This is a genomic window from Acinetobacter sp. YH12219 (genome assembly GCF_013417875.1).
Lineage (GTDB): Bacteria > Pseudomonadota > Gammaproteobacteria > Pseudomonadales > Moraxellaceae > Acinetobacter > Acinetobacter amyesii.
Map to the genome: position 1 here is coordinate 92,672 of NZ_VPDC01000010.1, position 18,862 is coordinate 111,533.

16 protein-coding genes and 1 pseudogene are annotated in these 18,862 nt (G+C 41.2%); 9 read left to right on the forward strand and 8 right to left on the reverse strand.

What is annotated here, in order from left to right; translation table 11 throughout:
• Positions 1-31: 31 nt before the first annotated feature.
• A complete protein-coding gene (locus tag FTV04_RS07935) occupies positions 32-1,084 on the forward strand; it encodes a DUF1176 domain-containing protein (protein WP_180089196.1) in 1,053 nt (350 codons plus the stop codon).
• 79 nt (positions 1,085-1,163) lie between these two features.
• Here FTV04_RS07935 and FTV04_RS07940 read toward each other — a convergent pair whose 3' ends face one another.
• Entirely contained in the window at positions 1,164-1,931 is a 768-nt protein-coding gene (locus tag FTV04_RS07940; RefSeq protein WP_078191115.1) for a hydroxymethylpyrimidine/phosphomethylpyrimidine kinase, read from the reverse strand.
• A 98-nt stretch (positions 1,932-2,029) separates the two neighbouring features.
• Between FTV04_RS07940 and FTV04_RS07945 the strand changes: the two genes are divergently transcribed.
• On the forward strand, positions 2,030-2,701 hold the full coding sequence (locus FTV04_RS07945; protein WP_180089218.1) for an HAD-IA family hydrolase: 672 nt from the start codon (positions 2,030-2,032) through the stop codon (positions 2,699-2,701).
• Positions 2,702-2,729: 28 nt separating this feature from the next.
• Here the strand turns inward: FTV04_RS07945 and FTV04_RS07950 are convergent, their stop codons facing one another.
• Positions 2,730-3,179, reverse strand: coding sequence for a hypothetical protein (locus FTV04_RS07950; protein WP_180089197.1), 450 nt, complete (start codon positions 3,177-3,179; stop codon positions 2,730-2,732).
• Between the two features lie 297 nt (positions 3,180-3,476).
• On the opposite strand from FTV04_RS07950, the pseudogene FTV04_RS07955 reads away from it, so the two are divergent.
• Positions 3,477-4,646: pseudogene (locus tag FTV04_RS07955) on the forward strand (low temperature requirement protein A).
• Positions 4,647-4,739: 93 nt separating this feature from the next.
• Entirely contained in the window at positions 4,740-5,153 is a 414-nt protein-coding gene (locus FTV04_RS16800; protein WP_257220987.1) for a TM2 domain-containing protein, read from the forward strand.
• A 40-nt stretch (positions 5,154-5,193) separates the two neighbouring features.
• Here the strand turns inward: FTV04_RS16800 and FTV04_RS07965 are convergent, their stop codons facing one another.
• The 5 genes from FTV04_RS07965 to FTV04_RS07985 all read right to left on the reverse strand — a co-directional run bounded on the left by FTV04_RS07965 (position 5,194) and on the right by FTV04_RS07985 (position 11,725).
• The gene (locus FTV04_RS07965; protein ID WP_180089198.1) at positions 5,194-5,793 is read right to left on the reverse strand and encodes a DUF805 domain-containing protein; all 600 of its coding nucleotides are present in this window, start codon (positions 5,791-5,793) and stop codon (positions 5,194-5,196) included.
• A gap of 64 nt (positions 5,794-5,857) precedes the next feature.
• Positions 5,858-6,466, reverse strand: a complete 609-nt coding sequence (locus FTV04_RS07970; protein WP_180089199.1) for a DUF805 domain-containing protein — start codon at positions 6,464-6,466, stop codon at positions 5,858-5,860.
• 169 nt (positions 6,467-6,635) lie between these two features.
• On the reverse strand, positions 6,636-7,919 hold the full coding sequence (locus FTV04_RS07975; protein WP_078191110.1) for a ribonucleotide-diphosphate reductase subunit beta: 1,284 nt from the start codon (positions 7,917-7,919) through the stop codon (positions 6,636-6,638).
• A gap of 114 nt (positions 7,920-8,033) precedes the next feature.
• Entirely contained in the window at positions 8,034-8,270 is a 237-nt protein-coding gene (locus tag FTV04_RS07980; protein WP_180055543.1) for a CRISPR-associated protein Cas2, read from the reverse strand.
• A gap of 623 nt (positions 8,271-8,893) precedes the next feature.
• Positions 8,894-11,725: a ribonucleoside-diphosphate reductase subunit alpha gene (locus FTV04_RS07985; protein WP_180009314.1), complete on the reverse strand. Its 2,832-nt coding sequence runs from the start codon at positions 11,723-11,725 to the stop codon at positions 8,894-8,896.
• A 588-nt stretch (positions 11,726-12,313) separates the two neighbouring features.
• On the opposite strand from FTV04_RS07985, the gene bfmR reads away from it, so the two are divergent.
• Together bfmR and bfmS are read left to right on the forward strand one after the other, a co-directional pair.
• Positions 12,314-13,030 carry a response regulator transcription factor BfmR gene (gene bfmR, locus FTV04_RS07990; RefSeq protein ID WP_067764711.1) on the forward strand — a complete coding sequence of 239 codons (717 nt, stop codon included), beginning with the start codon at positions 12,314-12,316 and terminating at the stop codon, positions 13,028-13,030.
• Positions 13,031-13,075: 45 nt separating this feature from the next.
• Positions 13,076-14,737 (forward strand): sensor histidine kinase BfmS, encoded by a 1,662-nt coding sequence (gene bfmS / locus FTV04_RS07995; RefSeq protein ID WP_180089200.1) that lies wholly within the window; start codon positions 13,076-13,078, stop codon positions 14,735-14,737.
• Between the two features lie 92 nt (positions 14,738-14,829).
• Here bfmS and FTV04_RS08000 read toward each other — a convergent pair whose 3' ends face one another.
• Positions 14,830-15,186 carry a hypothetical protein gene (locus tag FTV04_RS08000; RefSeq protein ID WP_180009319.1) on the reverse strand — a complete coding sequence of 119 codons (357 nt, stop codon included), beginning with the start codon at positions 15,184-15,186 and terminating at the stop codon, positions 14,830-14,832.
• Between the two features lie 567 nt (positions 15,187-15,753).
• Here FTV04_RS08000 and ndhC point away from each other — a divergent pair.
• The 3 genes from ndhC (at position 15,754) to nuoC (ending at position 18,861) form a co-directional block, all read left to right on the forward strand.
• A complete protein-coding gene (ndhC, locus tag FTV04_RS08005; RefSeq protein WP_078192295.1) occupies positions 15,754-16,302 on the forward strand; it encodes an NADH-quinone oxidoreductase subunit A in 549 nt (182 codons plus the stop codon).
• Positions 16,303-16,308: 6 nt separating this feature from the next.
• Positions 16,309-16,986 carry an NADH-quinone oxidoreductase subunit B family protein gene (locus FTV04_RS08010; RefSeq protein WP_078191105.1) on the forward strand — a complete coding sequence of 226 codons (678 nt, stop codon included), beginning with the start codon at positions 16,309-16,311 and terminating at the stop codon, positions 16,984-16,986.
• A gap of 87 nt (positions 16,987-17,073) precedes the next feature.
• Entirely contained in the window at positions 17,074-18,861 is a 1,788-nt protein-coding gene (nuoC, locus tag FTV04_RS08015) for an NADH-quinone oxidoreductase subunit C/D (RefSeq protein WP_078191104.1), read from the forward strand.
• The last annotated feature ends 1 nt before the right edge of the window (position 18,862 follow it).

Genomic DNA, 18,862 nt, shown 5'->3' on the forward strand with positions numbered 1-18,862 from the left:
GGTTCTAATATAATTATTTTGAGCCAAAGACATGAACAAAAATAATGTCATCTGGCAACTTCTATTAGGCTACGTTGCTGCATTGGGTTGTAGTGTGAGCTTTGCTCAAATTCAAGGAAACTATTTTTCACATAAGGATTGGGAAATCGCTTGTGATAATACAGGGACGTGTCGCGTTGCAGGTTATCAAGCGGAGGGCAATCAGCCAGCTATTTCTGTGTTATTACAACGTGCTGCGGGAGCTCAAGCGCAAGTCAGCGCACGAGTGAAACTCGATCCTGAAACCTTCAATGCGGCAAATCAACCACTTCAACTTTACATTTTAGGTAAAAATCAGGGAACTGTGCAGCTTGATGCCAAAACTGCGGAAGGTCAGTTAAGTGCAGCTCAAACTCAAAAACTGATTCAAGCCTTACAAGCCAACCAACCAATTGTGTGGAAAGGCAACAACAAAACATGGATATTGTCCGTGCAGGGCGCTAGTGCAGTTTTACTCCGTATGGATGATTTTCAAAAGCGCATAGGGACAAATTCGGCATTATTGCGTAAAGCCAATAGTAGTTCGGCCAATGTACTCAAACCGAAAAGTATTCCGAAAGTGAATATTCAAAATTACAGTAAGGGCTTACAAACACGGTATGCCGTCAATGCGCCCACAGCCAAACAATTGTTTGGATTGATAAAGAAGAAAACGAAAGTAGAAGATTGTCCTCAACTCTTTGATGCAAATTTCTTAGAGGATGATCGGGTCGTGGTGTTTCCAATCAATGGGAAAAATGCCTTGGTCGAAGTGCCATGTTGGCGTGGGGCATATAATAGTGGTAATGGCTATTGGCTGATGGATCGAAATTTAAAGCAAATCAAACAATCCGTGACCTTTTCCGGAAGTGGTTTTAGCGAAGGGCAGATTTTCTCCAATCAACGTGGACGAGGCATTGGCGACTGTCATAGTACGGGGGAGTGGTCATGGAATGGTCAGCGTTTTATCCAAACCTATATGGCAAAAACCACACAGTGCAAAGGATTTGCTGGTGGTGCATGGGAAATTCCAACCTTGGTCTATCGCGTTCAACTCGACTCTTAATTTGAAAAAGCCCTGATATTCAGGGCTTTAAATGATATAGCGTTTTATTCTATGGGGTTTAAATAAATAACCGAGTACTTTAAAAACGTTTTGGTATTTTTTGTCCACCGACAACCGGTGATTCAGCGATTTTCAACACACCAAATAACCATGTTTCGGCATGATGAACAGCCGTTTTGAGCTCATCACCTAAGGCTAAACGCCCTGCAATAAAACTCGCCAATGAACAGCCCGAACCATGATATTCCCCATCCAGTCGTGGACAACGGGTTTCAGAGACTAATTCACCCTGAACATATAACGAGTTTTGAATATAGTCAGGCGTATTTTCATGCCCACCTTTTACTAATACCGCTTGAGCACCCATCGCAAAAAGTTGCGCAGTTGCTTTAGAAATATCCTCTTCACCTGTGAGCGCACGTAATTCTACGGTATTGGGTGTAAGCACAGTGGCAAGTGGAATTAGTTCTGCAAAGGCTTTGACCAAAGTTGCTTGATCGCCCAAAGAGCCACCACTATTGGCAACTAAAACGGGGTCGAGAACATAATGATATTCGGGATGTTCACGTAAAAACTCAGCGAGAGCCGCGATATTTTCAGTCGTTCCTAACATTCCTGATTTTACACAGCGAATAGGGAGGTCACCGACGACGGCATGTGCTTGAGCCAGCAATAACTCACGAGAGGTTGCTTCAAACGAATACACTTGTTGTGAGTTTTGAACGGTTAATGCTGTACACGCAATGGCAGCATGTGCGCCACTTTGACCAATGGCTTCAATGTCCGCTTGCAGTCCTGCACCACCTGAAGGGTCAAGACCTGAAAAGCACAGTACAGTAGGGCGCACAATGATGTCCTTATTACACAAAATTTGCGATAGTATAGGCAACTTTGAGCGAACACTCGATAGTATTTTTGCAGAAGTGAATGGATAAGGTAAAAGCTGTGATTAAGAATATATTGATCGATCTCGATGGAACATTAACAGATCCAAAAGTTGGCATTACCACTTCAGCACGCTATGGACTGGCGAAAATTGGACATCCCATTTCGGATGAGACTAATATCGATTGGATCATTGGGCCACCTTTGAAAGCCTCTTTGGCCAAAATCCTCAATGTTGATGTGCATAATGTACTTGCAGATCAGGCTTTACTAGGCTATCGCGAGCGCTTTGCAGTGACCGGCTTATTTGAAAATAAAGTCTATCCTGCCGTTGCCGAAACTCTAGCAAATCTACAACAGCAAGGCTTTCGCTTGTATGTCGCTACAGCAAAGCCGACGGTCTATGCCCGACAAATTTTAGAACATTTTGATTTGGCACAATATTTTACTGTGATCTATGGCAGTGAACTAAATGGCGAGCGCACCAACAAAGGCGATTTAATTGAATACATTTTGCAACAAGAACAGTTAGATGCAAAAGAATGTGTGATGGTGGGAGACCGTGAGTACGATATTTTAGGCGCACGCCGTAATGCAGTGCCGAGTATTGCGGTGAGCTATGGTTATGGTAGTGCAGAAGAAATTCAAACGGCGGCACCGGCTTTGGTGATTGATCGTTTTAACGATTTGATTTCGAGTATTGAGCAATTGCAGCAACAGAAAGTGTCGTAGTTGCACCTAACCTAGCGAATGATGCTGATTATTTGAAGATAATCAGCAAAATGAGCAAGATCAGCCCACAGAAAAACCATTTGAGCAAAGGTGACTCATCATTTTTGATGGTTTCTGCTTCGAGTGCGATGCCATGTTTATCGTAGACAAATACAAAATGTGCATTTGCGCTTAGAGCCATTTCTTGAATGGCTTGTAGCTCGAGTGCGCTGACTTCTTCACTTAAGCGTTCTTTTAACTGAATAAAAATAACCGGCTGTCCAAACTCATACCACTTGAAGTGGATCTGTTGTATGAGTTGGTTGAAGCACTGTTCTGCAACATGATAGTTTCGGACAAAACTTCCGCGTTCTATAAACGCCAGAGGGCAGTTTTGTTCAGCTACAATTTGATGATCGCGCGTTAAAACTTGCATTTGATCATAATGGATCTGTACCCAAACTGCGTCAGGAAAAGACGCTAATTTTTCTTTTAACATCACTTTGAGATTTCATTATTTTTTTAATTGCTAGCAGTATGTCATTAAAATTTAGAGAAAAATATAGCTGAGATAAAAAAACATCGATCTATCGAGTTTTTGTCTTAAAACGTCTTTCGCAGTTTTGTCACTTTGAATTTTTAACTTCTACAATTGAAATATCTAAATCTTAAGTGTGTTTTTAAAGCCATTATCCCTTTTCTAGAAAACTGTTTCTCATCTGATTTATGTAATCGACCTTGTAACTGTTTCAGGGTTTTGAAAAAATTCAGACAGAAAATAATAAAGCTGAATGCTATGTCCAAATCATTTTTATTCCCTAGTCAGTGGCTCAAACCATTGCACCCACGTGATCCATATGAGCATCATCGTGTCGCGACCTCTTTAGAATTGCTTTTTGACTTGATCTTTGTCGTTGCGATCGCAACAGCAGGGCAGCAACTGCATCATGCCATTGTTGAAAATCATTTGGCTCAGGGTTTAACGCTGTATGGCATGGTGTTTTTTGCTTTGTGGTAGGCGTGGATGAACTTTAGTTGGTTTGCCTCGGCATATGATAATGATGATGCGCTCTATCGAATCTTAACTTTTGTTCAGATTATTGGCTCTTTGGTCATTGCTGCTGGTATTCCAAGCGCTTTTCAAAAGCAGGATTTTGACGTAATTGTGATTGGTTATGCCATTATGCGTCTGGGCTTAGTTACGCAGTGGTTACGTGTTGCTAAGCACGATCTGTCCCGTCGGAAAACTGCATTACGCTATGCGTTTGGCATCATACTGGTACAAGTGGGGTGGCTGTTCTTTCATTTTTCACCGCTGCATTTCACAGTTTATCTTTTCATTTTGCTCGCAATTGCTGAACTGTCTGTTCCCATTTTTGCTGAGGCTGCAAGCCGTACACCGTGGCATGCGCATCATATAGCAGAGCGATATTCACTGCTTACCATTATCGTTTTAGGCGAATCTATTGTCGGATGCTCGATTGCCATAACCGATGCATTAACAAATCAGCGTTTTAGTACTGAACTGATTTTTCTGATGGTGGGCGGCCTGATGATGATGTTCACCATGTGGTGGTCTTATTTTGATACCAGTATTGCAGAGCGTTTAAATAGCCGCAAAATGGCATTTACTTGGGGTTATGGACATTTCTTTGTCTTTATTAGTATTGCGGCGATTGGTGCTAGTTTAGCTGCCGCAGTCAATATGGTTTCGCATGAGGTACTGATTAGTTCTGAAAAAGAAAGCTACTTTGTGGCGATCAGCCTTGTGATTTATACGACAAGTTTATATTTACTCCATGAATTGCATCATCAAAGTGGCTTTAGAAAACTTTTATATCCTTTAGCCGTGGTGATTGTTTTGTGTATTCCGTTGTTTATTACTCCTGCGGGTTATGCAATATTTGCGATGGCAGTGGTATATGCATTGAGATTGATGTTTACAAAATGCTATTTGGCAAGATAAGTTAATGATATGATATTCATCAATAATTCGTTATATTGCTGATGAAAATAACGTCCAAGAATCATCAAATAAAGATAAAACATAGAGGATTATATGAAAGGGCAAATACTCGATTTTTCTGTTCAAAATAATACAGGCATCATCAGTGGAGATGATCAGAATCGTTATCAATTTTCTGGAAGCGATTGGAAAGGACAAACTGTTCCTGCTCGTGGACAATTTGTTGATTTTGAGACAAGTGGATTGGGTTACGCAACCGATATTTACTTAGTCGCTGTGCCGAATGCTTTAGGCACGCAATACGGTCAAAAGAGTCGTATTGTTGCTGCACTCTTAGCATTCTTCCTTGGTGGATTTGGTATACATAAATTCTATTTGGGTCGTATTGGATGGGGGATTGTGTATCTGCTATTCTGTTGGACCTTTATTCCATCCATTGTTGCTTTTATTGAATTTATTATTTATCTATGCACTTCAGATGAAGATTTTGCACGTAAATATGGCTAAATTTTTGTGTTAAAAGATAAGGCGCATTGTGCGCCTTATTTTATTGTTGCAGATCTCTAGCGGGTTGACCCCATTGGTTGTTCTCGGCTTTGGTGTCTGTAGCCCACCATATAATCAGTGGAATGATTCCGATGATTGTGAGCATTAAAAGTTGCCACCAACCCGAACGTCCCGTGTCATGTAGTCGACGTGCGCCAACAGCTAAGCTAGGAATAAGTAAAACGATATTGGTAATATTTTCTAGCCAAGGTTCACTGCCAATAATGAAATCGCAAACAGAGGCAAGTATAGTGACCAATATACAAAATAGCCAAAAGAACCAGAACTCTTTACGTCGAGCACGTCCTTCAAATTCAGCAAACTTTTTCAGTGGTTTGAATGACCACGCGAAAAAGTCATAGTTTTCCTCTTCTTCACTGTAGTTTGTTCGCGTATTCGTGGAAAAACTTTGTTGGTGTAATGCAATGTAGACTTGAATCGCTTGCCCACTTTCATCCAAGGCAAAATCAACCTGTTCTCCACGTGTAGGTGGTCTTTGACCGCGCCATTCATGACCAGCAAATTGATAGTGTTTTCCATCTTCAGCACTAATCACCCCAGTATTAGCTTGAATCGAAAAATCTAGTATTTGTCCTTTCATATTTTTCCTGAGTTGATGTGCTATTGATAGGGCGACTACATAGATAGTAGCCACGATTTTTTATTTATTTTGCAGGTTGTCCCCATTGGTTTACTTCAGGTTTAGTTTCCGTTGCAAGCCAAATTAGAACCAGAATTGGCCCAACGAGTGGAATCATTTGTATTAACCAATACCAACCAGATTTATTAATATCATGTAAACGACGTACTGCAACGGAAAGGGACGGAATAACCATTGCTAAGATGAAAATACCTGTGAATATTCCTTTGGTTCTAAGCACTGAATCGACAATCAGAGTAATAATCATTGCGATAAGATAGACCAATACAAAAAACCAATATTCTTTACGGCGTGCACGTCCAGTAAAGTTGGCATAATTTTTTAGACATTTGACAAACCAATCAATCATGTTGAATTTTGATTCAGCTTGGTCTTGGTTTGAAATTTTATCGAGTTGCTTTGAAATTTGTTGAATAGGATTACTGCTGCCAAGAGCATTGAATACTTGAACAGCTTGACCTTCTGGACTGATATCGAAATCTACATGATCGCCGCGTTTAGGTGAGTTTTGGCCACGCCATTCTGCACCTGTAAACTCATAACGGTTTTGATCATCTCCAGTGATGATGCCTGAATTGGTTTGTACTGAATAATCTAAAATCTGACCTTTCATTCTGTCCTCTTTTATTATGTGATTTTTATTAATTGATGTATTTTTATACCGTTTTATATTAGCAGAATATGAATTAAATTAAATGCATAGATTTGCTTGGGTGAATGAAATTCTTCATAAAAAAAGCGGAACACTTGGTTCCGCTTTTGATATTTCGCTGAAAAATTTATTACCAGCTTAACGCACCACCAGTTTGGTAATCCGTTACGCGAGTTTCAAAGAAGTTCTTCTCTTTACGTAAGTCCATCATTTCTGACATCCACTGGAATGGGTTATTCACACCAGCAAATTGTTCAGGTAAACCTAATTGGCTCAAACGACGGTTACAGATGAACTTCAAGTATTCTTCCATCATGCCTGCATTCATACCCAATACACCGCGTGGCATAGTGTCACGAGCATATTCGATTTCAAGCATAGTACCTTCAAGAATCATTTGAATGATTTCTTCTTGGAACTCAGCAGTCCATAGGTGAGGGTTTTCGATCTTGATTTGGTTGATCATGTCGATACCAAAGTTCAAGTGCATAGATTCATCACGTAAGATGTATTGGAATTGCTCAGCAACACCATTCATCTTGTTACGACGACCCATAGACAAGATTTGGCTGAAACCACAGTAGAAGAAGATACCTTCAAGTACGCAGTAGAACGCGATCAAGTTGCGAAGCAAGATTTGGTCGTTTTCAGGTGTACCTGTTTTGAACGTAGGATCACTTAAAGATTGTGTATATTTCAGACCCCAAGCTGCTTTACGAGCCACTGAAGGAATTTCACGGTACATGTTGAAGACTTCGCCTTCGTCCATACCTAAAGATTCGATACAGTATTGGTAAGCGTGCGTGTGAATCGCTTCTTCAAATGATTGACGTAAGATGTACTGACGGCATTCAGGGTTGGTGATGTGACGGTAGATTGCAAGAACCAAGTTGTTTGCAACCAATGAATCCGCAGTCGAGAAGAAACCTAAAGAACGCATAACAATGGTACGCTCATCTTCGGTTAAGCCATTTTCAGACTTCCAAAGTGCGATGTCATGGTTCATGTTCACTTCTTGCGGCATCCAGTGGTTTGCACAACCGTCTAGATATTTTTGCCAAGCCCATTCGTATTTGAACGGTACAAGTTGGTTTAAGTCAGCGCGGCAGTTGATCATCGCTTTATCGTCAACTTGAACACGCTGAGCACCCATTTCTAGCTCTTCTAAGCCAGGTGCAACGTCTAGATTTTCTAGAGCGTTAGATGCTCTTGCCAACGGATCGGTTGGATCTGTTGGTCGATTTGTACTGGTTCGAGCGGGTTGTGCAGCTGCCAAATTCGGCGATGAGTGCTGTGCATTAGATACCACTTGCGAATCAGTCGTTTTTTGCGGTTCGACGGGCGCAGGCTGGTGAGCTTGTGCAGCTTGTTTCGGTTCATCATCTTCGAAATCGTCCCAACTTAGGATAGACATGGGATTCTCCTCACTTTATTTAAAAAGCAATGAACCCCACTGAAATAGAGAAGAGATTATAAACCTCTCTCTATTTCAAAACCATTTATTGTGAACAATAAATGGTCGGGGTATTTACTCCTTTAAAATGTTTAATAAATTTTGGTCAATTGGGAAAACCGCAAAACGGTCATCTTGATCAACGCAATGCCTAAAATCATTTATGATTTCATCAGAAGATTTAGTTGTATTTAGCAACCAAATCGACTGTTGTAATCGAGTGTGTTCATATTGTCCAAGAGTTTGGTAAATTCTTGAATAATTTGAACTTGGTTTGTTTTTAAGATCGTAGCTTAAGCACCATTGGCTCATAAAAATCTCCTGTAACTTTGTTAATGATTAACTGTAGTTTGATACTCATTTTTAAAACTCCTAAAAACATAGGTTTAGTTTAAAAGTGATAATTAACAGTTGACTCAAAGCCCAAAGTGAACGAAGATTTCGTTACTTTCTTAGACGAAAGCTTTCAGTCAACCGTATTCTCGGTTATCTGAGATTTATGGAGGGGATACGCCAATATCCCCAACATTTTCCCCAAATCCTTTCTAAATCTCCAATTACTTTCTATCTTTCATAATCTTTGATCTAGGTTTGATTGTGTATTTCTACATTATCAAAAGAAGTAATTCTGTCTATAAAACTACTTATTTTGATTACGCGATTTATATGCCTTGAACCAGAAATAGGCGATCGGGACATAAAAAGTCAAAATAAAGGAAACTACCAAAGCAATAAGCCCTAACTGATAGTTATGCGTCATATGTGGCATGGAGTTTTCCTTTAAGATCTGTGATTTTGGCAAAAATCTATGGGTTGAACAAAAGCCTCTAATGCAGAGGCTAATGTTCTAGCATATTTTTATCCTTTGATTGCTACTACAATTAGTAGTAGTAAAATCATGAATATTATTAGCTCACCCATAGAAACTTTTTGCATTATTGACAAGCCTCACAATCAGGGTTGTCAATTGAACATGCCATTGGCACTGGAGCTGCTTGACCAAAACCTTCTTCTTCAGCAGCAACTTCAGCTTTAGGTTCTTCTTTCGCAACAGCAGTTACAGGTGCTGCAACAGTAGCAGGCTTAACTGCGTTCAATGCGCCAGTGTTAATGGTTGATTTCTCAGCAGAAGTCGCACCCAATGCACGTAGGTAATAAGTCGTCTTAAGACCACGTAACCATGCCATTTTGTACGTCATGTCGAGTTTCTTACCGTTTGCACCAGAGATGTAAAGGTTAAGAGACTGAGCTTGGTCGATCCATTTTTGACGACGTGATGCAGCATCAACAATCCAACGTGGCTCAACTTCGAACGCAGTCGCGAAGATTGCTTTAAGCTCTTCAGGAATACGTGCAATTTTTTGAACCGAACCTTCGAAGTGTTTCAGGTCGTTCACCATTACAGAATCCCAAAGACCGCGATCTTTTAACGCACGTACTAGGTACGGGTTGATCACTGTGAATTCACCAGAAAGGTTAGATTTCACATACAAGTTTTGGAAAGTTGGTTCGATTGATTGAGACACGCCACAAATGTTCGAAATGGTTGCAGTCGGTGCAATCGCCATCACGTTTGAGTTACGCATACCGTCTTTTTGAACTTTAGTACGTAAAGTATCCCAGTCCAAACGTGTTGTACGGTCAACTTCGAACATACGGTCAGGACGTGCTTTTTGTACGATATCTAAAGAGTCAATTGGCAAGATACCTTGATCCCAAAGTGAACCTTTAAATGTCTCGTAAGTACCACGTTCAAGTGCCAAGTCGCTAGACGTTTGGATTGCGTAGTAAGAAATCACTTCCATAGATTCGTCAGCGAACTCAACCGCAGCATCAGAACCATAAGCCAATTTCATTTCGTATAAAGCATCTTGGAAGCCCATGATACCCATACCCACTGGACGGTGTTTCAAGTTCGAGTTACGCGCTTGAGGAACAGCGTAGTAGTTGATGTCAATCACGTTGTCGAGCATACGAACAGCAGTTTTTACTGTACGAGCAAGTTTTTCACGATCTAACACACCGCCTTGCACGTGTTGTACAAGGTTAATTGAACCTAAGTTACATACTGCGATTTCATCTTCGTTCGTGTTCAGCGTAATTTCTGTACACAAGTTAGAAGAGTGAACTACACCAACGTGTTGTTGTGGTGAACGTAAGTTACATACGTCTTTGAATGTGATCCAAGGGTGACCAGTTTCAAACAACATAGACAACATTTTGCGCCATAAGTCTTTCGCACGGACTTTCTTATGTAGCATGTTGGTTTCTTTCGCAATGCCTTCGTAGTAAGCATAGCGTTCAGCAAATTCTGCACCTGTTAGGTCATGCAAATCAGGTGTTTCAGATGGTGTGAACAGAGTCCATTCAGCATCTTCGAATACACGTTGCATAAACAAGTCAGGAACCCAGTTCGCTGTGTTCATGTCATGGGTACGACGACGGTCATCACCTGTGTTCTTACGAAGTTCTAGGAATTCTTCGATGTCCAAGTGCCAAGTTTCAAGGTATGCACATACTGCACCTTTACGTTTACCACCTTGGTTTACTGCAACAGCAGTATCGTTGGCAACTTTAAGGAACGGTACAACACCTTGTGACTTACCATTCGTACCTTTGATGTACGAGTTAAGCGCACGAACTGGCGTCCAGTCATTACCTAAACCACCCGCCCATTTAGACAACATTGCGTTATCACGCATTGCGCCATAAATGTTGTAAAGGTCATCTGAAATCGTTGTTAAGTAACAGCTAGATAACTGTGGACGTAAAGTACCAGAGTTAAATAGAGTAGGCGTAGACGCCATGTAATCGAAGCTAGACAATAAGTTATAGAATTCGATTGCACGTTCTTCACGATTTTCTTCGTTCAATGAAAGACCCATTGAAACACGCATGAAGAATAATTGTGGTAATTCGAAACGTACGCCATCTGAGTGGATGAAGTAACGGTCAAATAAGGTTTGTAGACCTAAATAAGTAAATTGGTTTGAGCGTTCTGGTTGAATCGCAGCAGCCAATTTTGCAAGGTCAAAGTTAAGTAGTTCTGGAGAAAGAAGATCAAGCTCGATACCTTTCTTCAAGAAAGTTTCTAAAGCGTCGCCTTCATTCGTGTCAGTATCTAAACCTAAGAACTCTAAACCTGTAGCAACAAGGTCATTACGCAATAAACGCGCAGTCACATATGTATAGTTTGGTTCTTGTTCGATACGTGTACGAGTAGCCATCATCATGGTCGTTGAGATGTCTGACTCTTTTACGCCGTTATAAAGGTTTTTTACAGTCTCATCGATAATCGCTCGAACATCGATGCCTTCTAAACCTTCAGCTGCTTTAACAATATTTGCCTCAAGTGCGCCAAGATCAAGCGGTTTAAGCTGACCGTTTGAACCTGTCACTTGTAAAGTAGGGTGGTGGTGAGCACCAGTTTGTTTACGAGCTTCGGCACGTTGTTCGCGGTAAATCACGTAAGAGCGAGCAACTTTTTGCTCACCTGTACGCATAAGCGCAAGTTCAACCTGATCCTGAATTTCTTCAATATGAATGGTACCGCCAGAAGGTAAGCGACGGTTAAAGGTATTCAATACCATCTCAGTTAATTGAGAGATACGGTCATGAATACGGCTGGAGTCAGCGCTTTGCTGGCCTTCAACGGCCAAGAACGCTTTACCAATCGCCACAGAGATTTTTTCTGCATCAAAAGGTGCAACGTCACCGGTGCGTTTAATCACCTGAATTTGACCAGGGGTTGAATTCGTTACGCTCATGCTAGCATAGCTCCATTTGTCATCTATTTTTATGTTAGGACCGTTTGAACTGGGCAATTTTTATGCCACAGTGTTTGAGGTTTAAACACAAGACCTAGTGGTTTAAAAATTTATTGAACACAAGATACGGGAAAATTCAGGGTATATCAATATTGACATTTTACTAAATGCTTTGAACTTTTCTGGCAGAAATCCATCTCAAAAAATCCCTATTTTTTATCTTTGTTATATATGCCTTATCCGACAAGGGCATAGCATAGCAAAGTCGAAAAAGAGTGCTTATAGATAACATTGTGGATAACTTCAGAAAGCCTAAAAAGTTGTGAATTAATCAGTCAGTTTTTATTCGATGAAAATGTATCCAAATTTATAATTGTTGGTATTGTGAGCAATAGGGCATGGAAATGATTGGTAAATACGGCTGCAAAAATGTAGCAGGTTAAAATTTATTACAAAATACGATATTGATGTATCAGTTTGGTGAATGCCATCTTGTTTACAATGTAAACGTGTGTATATTGCAAACTATGTTTAAGCGTATCTATCGGATTTCAAATAGGATACGCCCAATCAAATAAGGGGCAATCAATGAGCCAAGAAGAAAAGTTACCTAAAATTTTAATTGTTGAAGATGATGAGCGTCTTGCTCGTTTAACTCAAGAATACTTAATCCGTAACGGACTTGAAGTTGGGGTAGAACCAGACGGTAATCGTGCGATTCGCCGTATTATCGCTGAACAACCAGATATGGTATTACTCGACGTGATGCTTCCGGGTGCAGATGGTTTAACCATTTGTCGTGAAGTTCGTCCACACTACCATCAACCAATTTTAATGTTGACTGCACGTACCGAAGACATGGACCAAGTGTTGGGTCTAGAAATGGGTGCAGATGACTATGTTGCAAAACCTGTTCAACCTCGCGTTTTACTTGCGCGTATTCGTGCATTATTACGTCGTACAGACAAAGCACCAGAAGATGAGGTTGCACAGCGCATCGAATTTGATGATCTTGTAATTGATAATGGTGGTCGTTCTGTCACACTCAATAATGAGTTGGTTGACTTTACCAGTGCAGAATATGACCTTTTATGGTTGTTGGCATCTAATGCGGGTCGCATTCTTTCTCGTGAAGATATTTTTGAGCGTCTGCGTGGTATTGAATACGATGGTCAAGATCGTTCAATTGATGTGCGTATTTCACGTATTCGTCCAAAAATTGGCGATGATCCTGAAAACCCGAAACGTATTAAGACCGTACGTAGTAAAGGTTATCTATTCGTAAAAGAAACCAACGGGATTTGATGTAAAATACCGTCCCTCAGTTTGGCAAAGTAGGACACTTTTTACGTGTTTAAACACAGTATATTTTTGCGCGTCTACGCGGGACTACTGATATTAGTCTTCTTAGTCGCTACATTTGGCTATTTGCTGGTACAGATCATCAACTACCAGCGCGCGCAAGAATATCGTGAGTCGCTTACTGACGGTTTGGCTTTCATTATAAGTGAAGGTATTGCACGTCAGCCAAATGAACAACAAAAGTCAGATTGGGTGTCAGATGCATCCGATCTACTTGAGTTGCCTATTTATTATGTAAGAGCTAATCAGGTTGATTTAACCCGAGCGGAAACAAAACGTATAGAAGAGCGTAAAGCTGTAGTGCGTTGGGACGCACAAACGACGGCAGCCTACATTATTATTGGCTTAAAAGATGACCCTGCACATCTGCTGTATATTAAAGCCGATAATATTTCAGAACGCCAAATGAAGGCGTTGCCTGTCTTTATACTGGATTATTTGGTTTATTACCCTGGTCAAGAAAAACAATATCTTGAAAAAATCCAGCATCATTTTTCTTACCCAATTTCAATTCAAAATGTTCAGAGTTTGCCTTTAGATCCTGAGCAAATCGGCCGATTACGCTTAGATCACAGCATTATTTTGTATCGTGATAGTGCGACTGAGCGCGGCACGACCATTTCGATCGTATCGCCAATTCCAAGCTCAACTTCAGAAGTTTTGGTCATGGGGCCGGTACCGCTATTCAATTGGATGCCTTTCCAGTTGGCAGCAGGTATTACGCTACTGAGCTTATTTGTCTTGAGCTTGGGTGTTTATGGCCTATTGGTGCCGATGCAACGTAAGCTGCGTGCAGTAAATTATGCTTTAAATAAAATGAAGGGTGGGGACTTATCTGTACGTCTGCCTGTTGAAAGTACCGATGAATTTGGTACTTTAGCATCGAGCTATAACTCCATGTCAGATCATATTGAGCGTTTAATTGAAGCACAGCGTGAGTTGATGCGCGCGGTATCGCATGAGCTGCGAACACCTGTGGCGCGGATTCGCTTTGGTGTAGAAATGATGGCGGATGAAGATGACTATGACTACCGTCAGCAGCAAGTTGAACAAATCGACAAAGATATCGAAGCCCTCAATACCTTAATTGATGAAATCATGACTTATGCCAAGCTCGAACAAGGCATGCCATCTTTAGAGTTTGAAGATGTCAGCTTGTTTGAAGTTTTAGATCAGGTCCTGATTGAAACTGAAGCCTTAAAGACTGGGAAAACCTTGGAATTGCAAGCACCACCAATTGGAGTGGTTGTGGAAACCGAGCGTCGCTATTTACACCGTGTTGTACAAAACTTGGTGGGGAATGCAGTGCGATATTGTGATGATAAAGTGCTGATTAGTGGTGGTGTGAATGATGAAGGTATGGCTTATATCTGTGTTGAAGATGATGGCCCCGGCATTCCAGAAGAAGATCGTAAGCGTATTTTTGATGCCTTTGCACGCTTAGATGATAGTCGTACCCGTGCTTCAGGGGGCTATGGTTTAGGTTTATCGATTGTTAGCCGTATTGCTTATTGGTTTGGTGGAACAGTTGGTATTGATGGAAGTCCAACATTGGGTGGGGCGCGTTTTACCATGACATGGCCTGCGACACGTTTTAAGAAGAATAAGCCGAAGCTAGATGGTAAAGAGCTTAGTGCCAATGAAAGCTAAACAGCCTAAGAAATCTAACTCAGCTGTATTTAGCGAGTGGTACATATAAAAAGCCATTCAATTTGAATGGCTTTTTTACATCAGGTTTTTATTTATTCGGTAATCGTTGCATCAGGTTCAATAATGGGTTTGCCATTTTTCAGAGCAGCAAGGGCATCTGCATTGAAATCGATGAGTAAAGAGTTGTTTTTAGCATCGATAGAATAATTGCTAATGAGTTTTTGGTCGCCGTTTAGAGTCTCAATTTTATATTCATCTACAATATTCATAATCCCGCTAAGGTTGGTGGTTGCAGAAGCTAAATCTTGACGTAATAACTCATAGATATCACGTAAATCAAAAATGGCATTTTGAGCATCAGGGTGCTTATCTAAGTAGTTTTTAATATGGTGAATCACCAATTGCGCAGATAGAAAATAATCAGGTTTATGCGTAAATTCTAAAGTCATTATTGTCTCTCCGTTGTGATTGCTTTTTGTGTTTTAACTACAAATATCACACTCTTTATAGGTCGTGTCAAAGAATTGCAAAAAAGCCACAAGAAGCTAAAAAAATGTCTTTTTACATAGAACCAATACAGCTGGCTTTTCATTTGAAGAAAAGATCAAAAGCAAAAGAAGTGAATAAAGAAACAACAAAGTTGAGGTGGGGGAGTATTTATTTAATAAATGACACAGTTGATAAAAATACGCCAATTTGAACGTGTATGCTGAGAAATGAAGGGTTTGTTGATGAAACTGAACAGTCATAATTTTCTGATAAAATCACATAAATGTAATAATTAATAAAAAAATGCAATCTAATCTAATTAAGCGATTAATCCTAATTTTAAGGGAGTAAACCCAATTTAAATGCTGAAATGATTAAAAAATCATCCTAAAGACGAATACCGATAAGCTAGCAAGAAGCCTCCTCAATCAGGTACAATTGGCGGGATTAATTTTGTGTTTGGTGTATTTGAAGGCCAATACATACATTCTTTGTTAATAAATAGGCCTGCCAGGAGTTATCCCCGCATGAGTGCCATTACTCCATACGATTGGGCAATTATTGCCTTCGTGATCGGCGTTACATTCCTTTGCGTCTTTATGCTGACCGTCCCTTTACTCCTTGGGGGTAAATCATGGGGTCGTGCTAAGCAAGAGCAGTTTGAGTCAGGTGTAGTAGGTGCTGGTGGTGCACGTATTCGCTTGTCTGCGAAATTCTATTTAGTTGCGATCTTCTTCGTGGTGTTCGATATCGAAGCACTTTACCTTTATGCATGGGCATCTTCTGTTCGTGAAACTGGGTGGGTTGGTTTTGCAGCTGCAGCAGTCTTTATTTTAGTTTTACTTGCTGGTTTGGTTTATGAATTGTCTTCTGGTGGTTTGAATTGGTCACCTTCTGACAAGCGTAAAGCGGCGGGAATTAAACCTAAAATTGGTTCGCCAAATATGGATATCGCAGAAATCACACGCTTTAACTCTATTGAAGAGTTGGTTATGGACCCTACAGGTCAAATTCCAGCTCAATCATCTGGTCGTGTGAAATCTAAGTCACCGACTGCATCATCTGACAAGGAGTAAGACGGGATGAAATATACATTAACCCGTGCGAATCCGGATGCTGATCAATATCCACTTCAAGAGCGTCAAATCGTTACCGATCCGCTTGAAGAAGAAGTGAATAAAAATGTGTTCATGACTCGTTTAGAGGATGTTGCACATACAGCAGTAAACTGGGGTCGTAAAAACTCAGTTTGGCCGTTTAACTTTGGTACATCTTGCTGCTACGTAGAGTATGCAACGACTTTAACAGGCGTGCATGACTTGTCACGTTTCGGTGCCGAGGTTATTCGTGCTTCACCACGTCAGGCTGACTTGATGATTGTTGCAGGTACATGCTTCATGAAAATGGCGCCTGTAATTCAACGTTTGTACGAGCAAATGCTTGAGCCTAAATGGGTAATCTCAATGGGCGCATGTGCAAACTCTGGTGGTATGTACGACATTTATTCAGTTGTACAAGGTGTGGATAAAATCATCCCTGTCGATGTGTATATCCCGGGTTGCCCACCACGTCCTGAAGCTTTAATTCAGGCATTGATGTTATTGCAAGACCAGATTCAACTTGAGCGCCGTCCTTTATCGGCCGTGATTGGTGATGATCTTAAGCCAGTGTATAAGCCAAAGATGATGCCAGAACGTGACCGTAAGAACGCACAGCGTATTGCAGTGAAAAACTTACGCTCAATGGATGAAATTAAATAATCACTGCGACGAAATATTGATACACCCGGACTGGGTGTAATTGTCGTTTTGATTGACTGAATTTGTATTAAATAGGAAGCCAAGCCAATGGCTGAAACTGACATTGCTATGCCAGAATCAACTCCAGTTGATTCCCGCCCTGCATTTGCAATTGTAGAAGAGCTCAAAACCAAATTTGGTGAGAACTTCTACGTGCAAACGACTTTTGAAGACTTTCCAACAGTCTGGGTTGAGCGCGCACGTGTACAAGAAGTTTTAATGTTCTTGCGTACGGTGTCACGTCCATACGTGATGCTGTTTGACTTGTCTGCGGTTGATGAGCGTTTACGTACACACCGCGATGGTCTGCCTGCATCTGACTTCACTGTGTTCTATCACTTGTTATCGTTAGAGCGTAACAGTGATATTCGTATCAAGGTTGCATTAGCTGAGAATGATGTAAACATTCCAACGGCAACCAATATTTGGCCGAATGCCAACTGGTACGAACGTGAAGCTTACGACATGTTTGGTATCAACTTCGAAGGGCATCCAATGCTCCGTCGTATCTTGTTGCCAACATATTGGGAAGGTCATCCATTACGTAAAGAATATTCTGCACGTGCGACCGAATACACGCCTTATCGCCAAAACCAAGCGAAACAGGATTACGAACAAGAACATCTTCGTTTCGTACCTGAAGATTGGGGTATGAAGCGTGGGAACGATGATGAAGACTTCATGTTCCTAAACTTGGGTCCTAACCATCCATCTGCGCACGGTGCCTTCCGTGTGATCTTGCAGTTGGACGGTGAAGAAGTGAAAGACTGTGTACCTGACATTGGCTATCACCACCGTGGTGTGGAAAAAATGGCTGAGCGTCAAACATGGCACTCATTCATTCCGTATACAGACCGTGTTGACTACTTAGGTGGTTGTGCGCAAAACATGCCTTACGTTCTTGGCGTAGAGCAAATGGCAGGGATTACGGTTCCTGATCGTGCACAATGTATCCGTGTCATGATGTCTGAATTGTTCCGTATCAATAACCACTTGTTGTTCATTGGTACTGCGATTCAGGATGCCGGCGGTATGACCCCAGTATTCTATATGTTCGCTGACCGTCAAAAAATTTATGACGCGATCGAAGCGATCACGGGTTACCGTATGCACCCAGCATGGTTCCGTATCGGTGGTACAGCGCACGACTTGCCAAACAACTGGCAGCACCTCATTCGCGAAATCCTCGATTGGATGCCGAAGCGTATGAACGAGTACTACACTGCAGCACTGAAAAACTCAGTGTTTATCGGTCGTACACGTAACGTTGCTCAGTACGATGCAAAATCAGCATTGGCTTGGGGTGTAACGGGTACTGGTCTACGGGCTACAGGTATTGATTTCGACGTTCGTAAATACCGTCCTTATAGCGGCTACGAAAACTACGACTTTGATGTGCCTTTAGAGTACGAAGGCGATGCTTATGCACGTGTTCTTGTTCACTTCCGTGAAATTGAAGAATCGCTGAAAATCATCAAGCAATGTTTAGACAACATGCCTTCTGGTGCATACAAAGCAGACCATCCACTGGCTGTTCCACCACCAAAAGATAAAACTTTACAAGACATCGAAACATTGATTACGCACTTCTTGAGCGTGTCATGGGGTCCTGTAATGCCAGCAGGCGAAAGCTCTGTAATGGCGGAAGTGGTAAAAGGTGCGTCGAACTACTACTTGACTTCAGACAAGTCAACGATGAGTTACCGTACACGTATCCGTACACCAACCTTCACGCACTTACAGCAAATGCCTTCTGTGATTAACGGCAGCTTAATGTCTGACTTAATCATTTATTTAGCGACAATTGACGTCGTAATGGCTGACGTGGATCGCTAAG

Bases quoted from the DNA above. Each gene is read 5' to 3' on its own strand.
- FTV04_RS07935 (WP_180089196.1), top strand. From the start codon at position 32: ATGAACAAAAATAATGTCATCTGGCAACTTCTATTAGGCTACGTTGCT.
- FTV04_RS07950 (WP_180089197.1), bottom strand. From the start codon at position 3,179: ATGTTAAAAGAAAAATTAGCGTCTTTTCCTGACGCAGTTTGGGTACAG.
- FTV04_RS16800 (WP_257220987.1), top strand. From the start codon at position 4,740: ATGAAAGGGCAAATACTCGATTTTTCTGTTCAAAATAATACAGGCATC.
- FTV04_RS07965 (WP_180089198.1), bottom strand. From the start codon at position 5,793: ATGAAAGGACAAATACTAGATTTTTCGATTCAAGCTAATACTGGGGTG.
- FTV04_RS07970 (WP_180089199.1), bottom strand. From the start codon at position 6,466: ATGAAAGGTCAGATTTTAGATTATTCAGTACAAACCAATTCAGGCATC.
- FTV04_RS07975 (WP_078191110.1), bottom strand. From the start codon at position 7,919: ATGTCTATCCTAAGTTGGGACGATTTCGAAGATGATGAACCGAAACAA.
- FTV04_RS07980 (WP_180055543.1), bottom strand. From the start codon at position 8,270: ATGAGCCAATGGTGCTTAAGCTACGATCTTAAAAACAAACCAAGTTCA.
- FTV04_RS07985 (WP_180009314.1), bottom strand. From the start codon at position 11,725: ATGAGCGTAACGAATTCAACCCCTGGTCAAATTCAGGTGATTAAACGC.
- bfmR (WP_067764711.1), top strand. From the start codon at position 12,314: ATGAGCCAAGAAGAAAAGTTACCTAAAATTTTAATTGTTGAAGATGAT.
- FTV04_RS08000 (WP_180009319.1), bottom strand. From the start codon at position 15,186: ATGACTTTAGAATTTACGCATAAACCTGATTATTTTCTATCTGCGCAA.
- ndhC (WP_078192295.1), top strand. From the start codon at position 15,754: ATGAGTGCCATTACTCCATACGATTGGGCAATTATTGCCTTCGTGATC.
- FTV04_RS08010 (WP_078191105.1), top strand. From the start codon at position 16,309: ATGAAATATACATTAACCCGTGCGAATCCGGATGCTGATCAATATCCA.
- nuoC (WP_078191104.1), top strand. From the start codon at position 17,074: ATGGCTGAAACTGACATTGCTATGCCAGAATCAACTCCAGTTGATTCC.